The organism is Pseudoalteromonas sp. PPB1 (genome assembly GCF_015356275.1).
GTDB classification, from domain to species: Bacteria; Pseudomonadota; Gammaproteobacteria; order Enterobacterales; family Alteromonadaceae; genus Pseudoalteromonas; species Pseudoalteromonas rubra_D.
In genome coordinates this window covers 100116-114051 of record NZ_JACEQV010000016.1, presented here as the reverse complement: position 1 = coordinate 114051, position 13936 = coordinate 100116, and the positions used below count along the sequence as shown (strand labels likewise).

At 45.2% G+C, this 13936-nt stretch carries 9 protein-coding genes; 2 read left to right on the top strand and 7 right to left on the bottom strand.

Annotated features, from left to right (window positions below; all coding sequences use genetic code 11):
* Window positions 1-48: 48 nt before the first annotated feature.
* Complete coding sequence (locus tag IY568_RS25325) at window positions 49-3942, bottom strand: response regulator (RefSeq protein WP_194868135.1); 3894 nt, start codon at window positions 3940-3942, stop codon at window positions 49-51.
* A gap of 402 nt (window positions 3943-4344) precedes the next feature.
* On the opposite strand from IY568_RS25325, the gene IY568_RS16470 reads away from it, so the two are divergent.
* Window positions 4345-5058, top strand: a complete 714-nt coding sequence (locus tag IY568_RS16470; RefSeq protein WP_125557289.1) for a helix-turn-helix transcriptional regulator — start codon at window positions 4345-4347, stop codon at window positions 5056-5058.
* 1521 nt (window positions 5059-6579) lie between these two features.
* The gene (locus IY568_RS16465) at window positions 6580-6753 is read left to right on the top strand and encodes a hypothetical protein (protein ID WP_164517458.1); all 174 of its coding nucleotides are present in this window, start codon (window positions 6580-6582) and stop codon (window positions 6751-6753) included.
* 503 nt (window positions 6754-7256) lie between these two features.
* Here the strand turns inward: IY568_RS16465 and IY568_RS16460 are convergent.
* The 6 genes from IY568_RS16460 to IY568_RS16435 all read right to left on the bottom strand — a co-directional run bounded on the left by IY568_RS16460 (window position 7257) and on the right by IY568_RS16435 (window position 13822).
* A complete protein-coding gene (locus IY568_RS16460; protein ID WP_125557291.1) occupies window positions 7257-8414 on the bottom strand; it encodes a prohibitin family protein in 1158 nt (385 codons plus the stop codon).
* Window positions 8411-10072 (bottom strand): cyclic peptide export ABC transporter, encoded by a 1662-nt coding sequence (locus IY568_RS16455; protein ID WP_194868134.1) that lies wholly within the window; start codon window positions 10070-10072, stop codon window positions 8411-8413. Before IY568_RS16455 ends, IY568_RS16460 begins: the two co-directional genes overlap by 4 nt.
* Before the next feature lie 189 nt (window positions 10073-10261).
* Window positions 10262-10438 (bottom strand): hypothetical protein, encoded by a 177-nt coding sequence (locus IY568_RS16450; protein WP_164487838.1) that lies wholly within the window; start codon window positions 10436-10438, stop codon window positions 10262-10264.
* Window positions 10439-10535: 97 nt separating this feature from the next.
* The gene (locus IY568_RS16445; protein WP_010380848.1) at window positions 10536-11096 is read right to left on the bottom strand and encodes a YcjF family protein; all 561 of its coding nucleotides are present in this window, start codon (window positions 11094-11096) and stop codon (window positions 10536-10538) included.
* Window positions 11097-11427: 331 nt separating this feature from the next.
* On the bottom strand, window positions 11428-12795 hold the full coding sequence (locus IY568_RS16440; protein WP_010380845.1) for a serine hydrolase domain-containing protein: 1368 nt from the start codon (window positions 12793-12795) through the stop codon (window positions 11428-11430).
* 73 nt (window positions 12796-12868) lie between these two features.
* Window positions 12869-13822, bottom strand: a complete 954-nt coding sequence (locus IY568_RS16435) for a TauD/TfdA family dioxygenase (protein ID WP_194868133.1) — start codon at window positions 13820-13822, stop codon at window positions 12869-12871.
* Window positions 13823-13936: the final 114 nt, after the last annotated feature.

Below are 13936 nucleotides of genomic sequence, written 5' to 3'. Positions count from 1 at the left end.
AATTAATTAAAAATAAAAAAGGCACACAATGTGCCTTTTTACGTTGGTTCACTCTCGTCGCTCAGGTTCTTTCTCATACTGCTTCGTGTAATGCTGCGGAGACATATTAAACTCGGCTTTAAAGCAACTACTGAAATAAGCAGGGGATGAAAACCCGACCTGATAAGCAACCTCAGCGACTAAAGTACCCGCTTGTAACTGCGTACGAGCTTGCTCTAAACGGTATTGCCTGAGCAGCGCATTTGGCGACAACCCTGTCAGGTTTCGGGTTTTGCGTTGCAGTTGTCGTACACTCAAAAACACATGGCTCGCCATGCTCTCAGTATCGAATTTAGGATCCTGATAATTTTGCGCTATTACTTGTTGAATTTTATCAATAAAGGGGAGCCGTTTTGTATCACGGAGCGTACCCACCTGGGGCTTACTACCTAAGATCTGATCAGCAAATAGCCGCGCCAGTTTTTTACGCCCTTTGATCAGGTTTTCAACCCTGTGCCTTAGCACATCAAGATCACAAGGCTTCCCTATATAATCATCTGCTTCTGCTTCAAAGCCTAAAATTCGGCTATCGTCATCCTCTTTTGCTGTCAGTAATATCACGGGAATATGGCTTGTTGTCTCATCCTGCTTGATCTCTTGCAGCATCTCCAGTCCTGACTTTTTGGGCATCATCACATCACTGATAATGAGATCAGGTAACTCAGATTTTGCTTGCAACAGGCCTTGTTCTCCATCACAGGCAACTGTGCAATCAAACCACTCAGACAAGGACTCCTTAAGCATCATTCTTAGCTGTGGGTTGTCTTCCACAATCAACACATGGGCATTAGACTCAGCTTTATCAGTCACCTGAAACTCAGTCTCTGTCTGTACTCCGCAGTCTGGATCGTTCGCTATGGCTTCACTGTAAAGAGGGAGCATGAGGGTAAACTGACACCCTTGTCCCGGCTCACTGCTCAGCACTATATCGCCTCCACAGTCACTGATTAGCTGATGAACCACAGACAAACCAATCCCCTGCCCGCTTATTTCACTGTGCTCTCCCCGCACATATCGTTTAAACACATCAGCCTGTAAGGATTTACAAATACCGGGCCCAGAGTTAGTAAACACAAGTTTCAGGAATCCGCCACGCTGGTGCGCTTCTATAAAAATCTCACCTTCTTCAGGCGTATATTTCACAGCGTTAGACAATAAGTTTGTAATTATCTGTTCAAAGTCGGCCTCGTTCAGCAACACTTCCTGTGCATCCAGGGTATGTGTAACCTTATAACGGATCTGTTTTTCGTTGGCGAGCAACTCAAATGCATGAGCCTGCTTTAGCAGCACCTCTTTGGCAGTAAAGTGATGATTTTCAAACGGGGAGACATCGTCTTTTTTTGCATAGCGGATCAGATTGTCGATGAGTTTTTCCAGCCTAAGAGCCTGTGAATAGGCTGCATGCCATTTGCTATTGCCGTCATTATTTTCTTGCTTCAACATGCTTTTAATTGGCAGCATGATCACGGCCAGCGGCGTTCGCAGCTCGTGGGATACATTGCCAAAAAACACATTTTTACTTTCCATCAAGCTGGTAATTTGTGCACGCTTTTGATCTATTTCTTTGGTGCGGGATAGTACCAGCTCTTCCAGGTGCAGGTTACGTCGCCTCAGTTGGTATGTTCTGGCAAACAGAAGAAGACCAATCAACATCACAAAGCCAAAAGCATAGAGTGTGAAAGCCCAGCCAGTTAAATACCAGGGCGTTGCGATTTCAAATTCAAAGCGCGATTCAGTCCAGTCACTCGAAATCGCCCTGCTTCTAATCACAAAATTGTATATACCCGGCGGCAAGTTAGTGTAAGTAGCGCTGCGTTGCGTTTGTTCTGCCTCCGTCCAGTCCTTATCAAAGCCCAGCAAACGATATTGATAATACACATCAACGTTCCGGTCCCGTTTGATATTAACGAACTCAAACTTAAAATTCCTCTGGGTACTATTGAACCATCTGCCTGGCAGAATTGTATTTTCTGAATACTGTTCATCCTGGTACACCGCATACGGCTCGCCCTGAACATTTACTCTGCTTATATGCACGCCATAAGGGGCCAGGGCTTGTGTGTTTGATAATGCGGCAATCCCATTTATACCACCCAGATATAAGGTTCCTGCCTCGGATTCAGACGCGCTGTCATATGTTTTTGCCCCTATACTCAGGCGCTTAAATGGAGTTGAATACAGTACTTGCAGCGTGTCTGACGAGACTTTGTACAAATTAGCCATATCGGCCAGCCACATGTGCTCTGCGCGATCCCGGTAAATAAATGCAAACACTACATTGGGATATACACCGTTCAGATCTAGCTGTTGTGTGCGCTTGGCTTGCAAGTCGTGGAGCAATAACCCATAAGAGGTTGCTGCCCAGAGTCGCCCTTTAGGGTCAATATCGGCGTCATAAACAGCAAGCTTTTTATTACTTTTCGGTATTTGTAATTCAACCTTAGCCGGTGCGCCCTGACCTAATATGTAGATTTCAAAGCCGCAAGCCAACACTTCGTCATTACTGCCTTTTTTCAGGTTTTTAAAATGCCCAGGTAAAAAGGACACCCGCCGCTCAGTGTGGGGGTCGTATTCTACGATCCCCTGAAAGGTCAGCAACCATAAACGACCATTTTCCGATTGTTCAATATCTCTTATCTCAAAGTCGTTACCCGCATTGACGGGTGGCACACTGACCCTGGTTGCTAAGGACGCGCCCTTTTCGAGTCGGTACAAGGCAGACGATGCACCAAACCACAGTGTTCCGTTTCGCCCGGCATAAACAGTGTGAACATCGAGTTCCGGCTGACCTGGATCCAGATATACAGGTTCGGATTCTGCATGGCCTTTGTACTTTACGTATACACGGTTCAGGCTTACAAACCACAGATTATCGTCTTCATCAAACTGCAGGCCATCGATATTAGGCTGCTGGGTTACGGCAGAAATTTCATTGGCTGAGTCACTGGAGTGTTTAAGTTCTACTTCAAATATGGCGCGACTGGTTGCGAGCCAAACTGTACCTTGATCATCAAATACATTACTTATCAGAAATATTTGCTGAATTTGCGCATCAGAGTGGTACTTGCTAACCCGGCTCACTCTGTCATTAGAGTCTAATACAATGAGCTCAGAGCCAGTTCCCAAGTAAACCGCATGTCTTCCTGAATGCACAGAAGTAATCGCATGGTGATCAATATCACTAAAATGGATTAGAGAAGGCTGGCTGGAGTCAGGCTGTTCGAGTCTGAAAAAACCTTGTTCAGACACAGCATACAAAGCGTTATCAGGTCCGGTAGTGACGATTCGAGTATCGGCAAGTACCCTGTTTTGCCATAGTTTAATAAAAGTTCCGGAGGATCTTTCAAACCAAAATACTTCGCCAAGTTTAGAGATAAATAAAGGGGCGTCTTTATACAAAGTGACACTAAAGCGGAGGTTGTGTTTAACCCCTGAGCTGTGAAGGTCATATAACTGATAGGCATCTTCATCAGCAGAAAAATGGACTAGCTGACCATCATCGCCCACAAGCCAAAACTTATCCTGGCTATCCTGATATAAAGCAGCCGGTCTGAAAGCATCATTATCCATGGTGCGGACAGAAAGAAAGCTATCCTTGAACAGACGTGTGCCCTTAGGAACCTGTTGACGCAGCGTGTCCATATAAGGCATAAAACTGTCCTGCTGGTCATTGTGCAGATACAAACCATGGCCTGTCAGCAACCACCTGCGTCCCTGAGCATCTTCCACAACTTTTCTTGCAAGCGGGTGCGGGTAGAATATGGACTGATAACCATCAAATCTCAATACACCAGACGTACCACTGATCCACAAATAGCCCTGACTGTCTTGTGAAACGGAGTTAATGATGGTGACCATATCAAGCTTGTCGATGGATTGAAGATGCAGCCTGAGCTGGGACACCTCGCGCGCCTGGACATGGCACTGAATAATAAAGAATAATATAATTACCAGGCTCCATTTTAGCATTATTGCGCTTACGTCCTTCCTGTAAAATGCGTAATTACTTTCTATAACCTTTAACAGGTACAGTCAACAAATTTGTTAAAAATTTGCCAACAACCCTCATCCAAAAAGATGAGCTTTTTGATTTGCACAATAATCAACCACCAAAAGACATACCATACCGCCAACACAGAAAAAACATATCCCATTGTTTTATTTGCTAATATTTTTAATGTGTCGCTTTTACAGTGCTAGGCGTCGCTTTTCTCATAACTGATATATCAAAAAACTCATTATGTTAAAGGTGCAGAACGAAAAAACGGAACCTGCGACAAAACAAAAAAGCACACAGGAGTCTATATGGATTACTCAGGTAACAAAATCAGCCATTCGGATGCGTTTGCACTGTATCCGGAGACAGCCATCACTACCTCTTTAAGCCGATTTTCAGAACCTCTGGGCATGGACCAGTTTCTCATTGTTGGGGTGAATGGCACCGAGCCAGTGTTCAGGTACCTTTCTACATGTTCCGAACAATTCCTTCGCGCCTACTTTACGGATGGGTATTGTTTTTCTGATGACCTTATCCACTACTGCCAGCAAACACTGGCGCCGCGCTTTTGGAGCACTCATGACTATCACAATGCATCGCTTGCCCCAAAAACTCTGGGAAATCTTCTGGCTCAGGAAAACATCAATGGCGGTATAGTCATACCAGTCCACTATAGCGGTGCGATTGTGTTGGTAAACTTTTTTTCCAGCCAATCATACGATGAGATAAAATCTGTATATTATCAGCATAGTACAATATTAAGTGACATCACACTCACTCTGATCCCCAGAATTATCAAAGAGTGCCCGGACTATTTATTTCTGCGACCAACATTAACGCCAAAGAGCAGCGAGTGTTTGCTATATATGGCCAAGGGCATGACTAACCCTGAAATATCTGAACTGATGCAGGTATCTAAGGACAGAGTTAAGGAGCTGGTCAGCCAGATCCTTAATCAACTGGGTGCAGCAAACAGAACAGAGGCAGTACTCAAAGCAAAACAAAGCTTGCTCATTCCATAAAAAAGAGGCCAACCAAGAGGAAGTACCCTGTGGTTGGCCTACTTATTGACGCTCAATTTACTTAGCTGGATCCTTAATGCTCAATCCTGAGAAAACATCCTGGCTGGTTAATTACTTTTGCTGCTCCGCGGCAAAACCACAGTTCGCAATAACCAACAAAGTGCCAGTACCCCGGTTGAACCTGGCTTTCAAAGCACCATTATTACTCGTTATAACACTTTGCTTATTGTAAGCTTTCGACTCCCGGGAAAGCCCGGAGTTCCCCACAAGTACACCTAATATGTTGCAGGCTTTACATATCAAAACAAAATGCTTATTTCAGCCATCGGCTAATCCGTATGACTGGTGTGTGATGATATCCAAGGGCTCAGGTGTTATACCAATTTCACTTAATACCTGGCCTATTTGAAGGAGCAAATAAGACGCTAACAGCGTTAAAAATTTCCCATTTAGAACCGTTACCTAAGGTATAAGCTCGTAAATATTTGCCTCGTCTATTTGGGTGTAGGTGCCTCAGCGATAGCAGGATGCGGGAGCAGTGTTATCGACCCTATTTTTTCGCCTCAAACTTGATCACTTATGGTATTACTTGCTGAGGACAGATTTCGCGCATGCTATGGTTATTTTTGCTCTATGTCTTGAGACATTATTTTTCTATCGTCTGCTTGCATGTCAGGCCTTTCCTAAACACGGCGATATAATGGCTATGCCAAAGCCCCTAATTTTTATTGTGGTATTGCCTGTGCGCTAGTGCCAGCTGTGCCTAATTACAGCAAGATGAGAACGCCTATTGAGCCTTGTCTTGTTATCCGGCTGACTGTTTAAGTGCATAGAAATTATACGCCTGAAAACCGGCGATGATAACTCCCCAAAAAGGGAGTACAGACATTAAAATTCGAAACATAGTGGCGTTCTTTAAAGGTAAAACGCGAATAGTCCATTATGTTTTGTCTAAAAAGATATGGCGGCTGATATTAGTGCAGGTGCACTGGGGTAAAAAAGGCACATCCTGTGTGCCTCAATACAAGTACTCTCAATTACAGTCTTTTATACTGACCACCTTTTCAGGCTACCCTGGCCAGCGACTATACTTATTGAATCTATTTACCCTTTGGAATAAGACCAAATAAATTATCGAACCGTTACTTTCTGGCGCATAAAAATACGAAATATTCCCAACCAAACCAAGCAACTTCACACAAGTGATTGCTTTTGGTAACAGCTCAATTCATAAGTAGACAATGCTCCCTCAGACCGTCCCGAAAGATTAACCAAGAAATGAGAACAAAATATGGATGTAACAAAAAACCTCTGTACTAAACTCACTCTACGCAAAGGCTACAGAATAAAAATCATACAAAGAACAGAGAATTACTGCTTGCTACGTTGAAACCCAACGTATGGATTGACACTTCATACCAGAACGCAAATTTAACACATTAGATTCTTTCAATTTACACACAGTAAACTTTGTGCGAAGAATATTACCGAACAATTTATAAACAGAAGAAGGAAATCCCCATGAAGTTACACCTAAGCAAAAAGAACCTAAAAAACCTGGGCAATAAAAATGCACTGGATTCAGATCAAACGCCAATGATCGCCGGCGGGGCAAGTGCGATTCCGCCAACCCGAGTACAGAAAGGTTGCCCATATTTTTCTTATTTCCCAGTGAATACCTGTATCCCTCGATAAGCAGGTAAAAAAGGGCACTCTGAGTGCCCTGTACAGTAAGCCAAATGAACCTCTCACATTATCTGACCATTTCTGTCCCCCATTCAGAACAAACGTATATTTGCCGTTTTCTATAACCCTTTACTCACAGCTCTACACACCTGCTCGAGCCTGGGAAAAATGTAAAGCCCCTTTACGAGAGCGATAGGCAACGAAATCTCTATGGGTATCTGGCATATCGAGCGATTTGTAGGTAGTTCCCGGCTCGGAGACCGGGATGACGGTGGGGTGAATAGCTTAGGCGACATCTTTTACACCCAAGGTGATTGAAAGGCGACTTAGTTGATCTCATGTCGAGTGAAAGCGCATTTAACATGCAATATCGCTTCAAAGACCAGATTGGCCAAACATATTAGGCTCACAGTATGTAAATGCGCCCAAGCCTGTCACGGCCCGACCTCGCTTTGCGTCATCCCGTGCTCAACTCGGGCTCCATTGACGACGCAAAGACGATTCAGGCCTTATCACTTATGCAATGGTTCCCCAGATTTTGCTGAGCTCATATGATGTGTACTCATAGGCTCACCTGGTTTAATCACACTATTTACGTAGTCAGGCACAGGCTTTGTCGCTTCCTCCGCTTTAACCAAATTGGCCGAGTCCTGAACCAGGTTTGGTACAGATCCATTCAAGCTGCTTTCTGTGTTCAGGATCAATGGCAGCCCGTCTTTGCCGCTACCAATCACAACCACTTTAGCATTGTTTGATTTTGCCAGCTCGATGGTGGCTTCAATACCGCGCCACCTCAGGTAAGTTTCAGAAATACCGCCAGCCACGGTTTCCTGAAAATCAGCAATACCCTGAGCTTCCGTTTTCTTACGCTGTGCTTCTTTCTTTGCTACTTCAAGACGCATTGCGTATTCCTCATTCAGATAGCTCTGGTTTACCTTAGAAATAATTGCCTCATGTACTTTATCCGGCACATCTACCCGTTTAATCAGCATATCGTCTAAATTAACTAAGGTATGACCATCTTTCATGTGGCCAGTTTGCTCTAAAATCGTCTCTTCCTGAAGGTGTAATTCATGCAGCACTTCTTCAAGCAGCTCTTTTTGCACTTTTATCCGTTGATGACTGTAAACCTGCTCAGCACGATATCTTGACACTATCATGCGTACCGCAGAGGCCACCTCCGGCAACACCATTTCTTCCAGGTACTTGGGCCCCACCAGTTGATGTAGATAAGGCACATGTTCAATGACAGGACGATACCTGACCGTGACATTGAGTGTTATTCTGAGGCCCTCGCTGGTGATTGCATCTATGCTCTCATGTGCCGTCTGAAAACGTCCGTTGTAAATTACCAACTTGTCCCAGGGCATAACCAGCACAGTACCTTCACTAAAATGCTGTTCCAGATACGTACCTCCACCAAAGCGCTTCCACAAAACAGCGACCTCACCAGAGTCAACCCGGATAAAAATAAACGGCACCAATGCCACGATTAGAAACAAACAGATCAATATGGTTAAACCGGCTCTGAAGCGCCAGGATAATATGCGTTTACGCCAGGCCGGCTTGTAACGCCTGAGTGCCCGCATTACCAGGTTGGCAATAAGGATCAACAGGCAGGCACCCGCCAGCCCTATGAGTGCCAGATCAGGAGGCAGGATAATATTCATGACGGTACTCCATCTGTTTCTACTTCATGATGTTCCATTAGTTGTCCTTCTACCATCTTCAAATGCACGTCCGCCAGATGGAAATAGGCGTCGTCATGTGTAATTGCGATCACCGTGTTGCCACGGGCCTTGAGTCTGGGCAATACCTGTTCATAGAATTTTCGTCTGAATATTGGGTCCTGATCGGCGGCCCATTCATCAAAAATATAAATCGGCCTATTTTCCAGTATGGTGCTGAGTAGTGCCAGGCGTTTTCTTTGCCCGGAAGAAAGATCTATGGTGCTGAACGCTCCATCAATCACACTGACCTTTGCGTTCATTTCTAAAAAGGTCAGCCATTCATCGATATCTTCCTGAGACGTTGTCTTGATCCCATAGAGCTGTTTAAACAAATGGAAATCCGCAAAGACTGAGGTAAAAATACTGCGGAAGCTCTCTCGATCGGCATCGTGAACCGCCCGCCCGTCCAGGAAGATTTGTCCGGCCTGAAGCTCATATAAACCGGTTAACATACGAATAAACGTGGTTTTACCGCTGCCGTTACCACCCGTAATAAAGGTAATTTGCCCTCTTTTAACCGTTAAGTCGACCGGCCCGACAAAGAAAGGCCTGTCGCCAGGCTTACGATTATGCTGATAATACGCGCCCTCAAGCCTTAACTCCTCAAAGCTATCAATGGATTGTACCTGGGTATTGCGCCGTATCGTATTTTCAGCTTGCTCCCGTTTAAGGTCTGCCTCGAGCGTCAGTACATTTTGCGCCGCTTCCGTCGCTGTGGTGAACACTGGAATACCACCAACAATACTGGTGATCGGGCCGATTAAAAACAACGAGGCCGTCGTCACCTTGATGACCACTTCCGGATAAACGTCTGATAACACTGGCACGAAAAACACCATTGCACCGGTTGCAGCGAAAAAGGTTATCTGAGAAAGGACAAAGTCGGTCGCAAACAACGTTTTGGTCACTGTTTGTGCGCGCCGCGCCTTGCCAGAAGATAGAGAAAACTCGTGTTCCAGGTCGTCTGCTCTCGGTGCGCTCAGTTTTACTTCTTTAAAACCGTCGAGCAAGTCCGACAAGCGCTGGATAAGCTGGTTTTCGCTCTGAAATGCCTGCGCCATATTACGCTGAATTTCATTGGCCCGTAAGCGGTGGATACTGCCGCCCAACATGATCAGTACACTCAAAACCACAAACGCCATCACCGAGTGATAAGCAATATACAATGAGGTGAAAAACACCAGACTGATAGACTGACCAATGATCACAAAGAGCTGAGCAGACTGAGAAATGGTTTGCAGCTCTTTACTGAGCGTATTGAAAATCCGCTCCTTGCCAATTTTTTCAAGCGTCGATAGTTCGGTATGCCGAACCGATTCGAATAACTCAACCCGCATATGATCAATGGACTTTTCAACCATTTTAGCGGCTTTAGTCATTAACCTCTGCTGGGTTAATCCGTAGATCAACACCGTCAGGGTAAAGAGCACCAGGTAGTAAAATACATGGTTTTCCTTGTGGATATCAGAAATGTTTTCTGCCACGTTGTTGATAAGAGCAAGCACCAGTGCATTGGCAAGGCCAGAGATACAACCGAGTAATACAAAGGTCCTTTTTTTAATTTTAATGTTTCGACTTATTAAATCGTATAATACCATTTTTATTGTCTTTTCATTGTGTTACCAGTGGCCTGAAAGTCCGCCACTGGTCATAATACTGAGCGCTACGACGCAGTCAGAACTGCAATCCTTGTTATCTTATCTTGAGGATCTACATCCTCTGTTTTTAGCTTGCCTGTTTTTTGGTCACAATCAAAGTGATGAATTCGGGCAATGCTGTGCTTACTGTTATTCCTCCGCTTCTCTTGGCTCTGCCAGACGTGTTTTGGCAAGTAATAGCACCAGTAAACTCACCAGTGGCGTAAATACCAGGCCAATAAAGAAAAACCCAACTGGACCCGCAAAGGTATTGCGTCCCCAGTAACCAGAAAGTACACATAACACCAGATACAAAGTAACTAACATGATTTGCTCCTCTGAACTGACTAGCAGTTCCAATTAACCGATGAGCAAATAAACCAACAGACACGCCGTTGGTTTATTTGTGTTTTAGCCTCTCAACTTACGCTGTAGCTTGGTTGTCTTGAGTGCTGTTGCCTTTATCTTTTCGATACTTAGCTGCAATTTCAGAGATGTCTCCCTTAATGCTTGCCAGATTAAGATCTAGCAAAGTGCCGCCGTTTTCGAAGTGTCGGATAAACGTAGAACCTACTGCATTTGTAGATGCAGCGGATACCACTGGCATAAATGCGAGTGCGCTAAGCGTGCCAATGATTGGTACCGACTTTAAGAAACTGCTAAGTCCTGCACCGCCCAAAGACTGTGGGAATGAGCCGCCAATCACCGCACTTACCGTACCGCGGATCTTATTGTCGCTGTAAGACTGACCATATACTTGAGCAATCTCACTGATCATCTTGATTTGTACCCCAGTCAAGGCCACCAAGTCGATTGCCGGTACTGGGATCAGACCCGTACCGAAAGACCATTTGGTGTACTTGTCGACAATAATGCGCGCTACGGCTTCGCGATTCTCAACCTCAACATTTGCTGATTCCTGCTGTGGAGCAGCGCCAGCAGCCGTTGTGGCCTTGTCATCCTTCGCTGTTTTTGTCGCTGTCATGTTTTTTCCTCTATGATTGGAATTGTACCAACGTCATTAAAAATTCAGTTGGCATAAACAGTTGTTAAACCCACCAAGTCAGGTAAAGCCTAGACCCTAACTTGCCCTTTTTCACTTTCCATGTCCTAAAACACAGCAAGTAAATTCGTTTAAAATGCAATGGATACGATACAAAACCGCCGTTAACCACTGCTTTTATCTTTTCTTCGCCATGACATCATCGTTCTGATCTCATTGCTTCCCATACGCATAGCCTACTCACAAATCCCGCATCAGATGCAGGTGTCTTAGTAGAATCCAAGTCGTCACACCTGAGCGGTCACATTCACTTTTACGCTTCATCCAATACCGTCTGACAGGCTTCGGTACGGTGTTTATCGCTATAAAAGATAATGTTGCGAATTTCCTGCGCAATACAATCCGACTCGGTGCCCGTTTTAACGTAATTACTGAACACCATTACGTTCTGGTCGCGCTCCAACAGACGGTTAAAACTGGTCACCCACGAGTACGGATAGCTGCCTGAATACTGTAAGAATTTTTCGTATTTTCTGAGATTTGTTTCACTTGGGTCATCCGGACAATCGGCCACTTTGCCGTACTGATTTGGGTCGATATAGGTCACAAACCAGCCATAACCATAGTATTCACACGATGAGGAGCTACCGGTGTTGGAATAAGGTGCAAATGCAGCCAGTTTCTGGGCTTCATTAAGTATTTTGTTGGTGTACAAGCCCTGATCCCATTTGTGCATATCTTCCACGGTTGAATACATATCACCGGCTGAGTAAAGCACGAGCGGATTGCTGTAAGGGTTCACCAGAATATCTTCATACGGCGCAGGGCCCCCAGTCGCTGGCGGACGCCCATTGGCCAGTGGCAGATACTGGTTATCTTTGTAGATGTATCCTGTCGTCATATCTGGGTAGATACCAATGGCACTAAATGAACCACTTTCGCTCATGTCCAGCGGATCGAGGATCTGCTCTTTGAGGATATTGCTGAACCAGAAACTGCGGTCGATGTCACCCTGAGTACCCGCTGCAAGCTGCTCAATGATGTTGCCAACCAGGTAATAGTTACAGTTACTGTATTCGTACTTGCTACCCTGGCTGAAAGACGGCTGTCCCCCCTGCTCTTCACAGGTACAAAAACGATTGCCAAACCCTTCAGGGCCGTTCAGATTAAGGGTTTCGTCGTACAAATAAGGACGCCAGCCCCAGTCGTTATAGACTTCTTCGTTGTCACTGTAGTTCGGGATCCCCGACGACATGGCCAACAGGTTGTGCAAAGTGACGTCCGCACACTGGTTTTTAGGATACCAGGGCAGATGATCGCCGACGGTTTCCACTCTGAGGTCCTTTCCTTCGAGCATCCGCATCAGGATCGCAGCTGCGAACGCTTTGGTATTTGAGCCAATCCGGTACTTAGATTTAACCGTGTTATCCACGTTGTACTGCATGTTTTGCGGACCGCAGTGGTATTCATAAACCACTTTGTCTACGGAAGTGATATAAATAGTCCCGAAAAACACCATGGCATCACAATATTGCCTGACAGACGTATCTATCATTTCAATTTGCGATGCGGTGATCGTAGTATCTTTCGCAGTACTTTTATTTTGCAGACACGATGCCAGGGCGAGGCTGATCAGGCACATCACCATGATATTCAGCCTTGAAGGGTTTAACCATTTCATTGTTTGGATTCCTCAAATTTGACTACTCTGTTTGTCAACCGCAGCACCACTAACAAACCCCATTATGCGCGTCTTAACGCGCAGCTTTTGCCATTCCCACCAGTACTTTACGAGTACCTGTATAGGCCTGACGGCCGTGGGTATACAGCATGTTGTCCAGCAGCAAAATATCGTTGCGCTGCCAGGGGAAGGAAAACGTCAGATCGCGATAGACTTGGTTGATAACATCAATATCTTGTTTCGCAATCTCACTGCCATCACCGTAATAAGCGTTACGCGGTAAATAGTCAGTACCTATGCTGTCGGGCATTTCGGTGTCAACGGCAGAGCAATGAAACAGGTGTGCCTGATTAAACCAAACCTTTTCACCGGTCTGCGGATGCGTCATCACCGCAGGCCTGAACTGGCGAGTCTGCAACCTGCCATCGTCAAACCATTCGCACTGAATGTCATTCTTCCAACAGTACGCTTCTACATCGTCACGACTTTGTGTCTGGAACACCTCTTGCCAGGGTAAATCTATATCGCCGTAGTTGCGCACATACATAATGCCGCGCTCTTCAAAGCGATTTCTTAACGCTTCAGGTAGCTGTTTATAAACTTCACGACTGTCAGCAAGTGGCGTATCCCCTCCAGTTTTGGCCGGTACGACACAGAAAAAGCCCATTCTCATTGGCCAGCAATTTGAATAAGCATTTTCGTTGTGTTGCAGGATCACCTGATCGGCGTGATATTCAGTGGTGGTGTAAATGTTGTTGCGCAGTGCAGTGCGAGGGGAAGAACGATAGATATACTGGCTCAACTGCTCGCCAAAAATCGTTTCCAATATTGTGCTGAACTGGTTGGTGCTGACGATGTTGAGACCGCGAAGTAACGCAAACCCATCGCGGTCAACCCAGGCATTAATTTCCTTCACATTCGCCTTGACCCAGGCAAGACCACTTTGCTTTTGTCCTGAGAGATCATGGATCCGTTGATCTGTTTCGGCGGAACTGAGATCCATGTCTGTTGATAGTAACTGATCCATTTTATTCCCATCCTTCTCGTTAGGTATCAAATAAAATTTACATCGCAATTTTGACATTTATTGTTTGTTTTTTACGCACAACCAACATCAAATTAAAACAATTTAAAAACACTT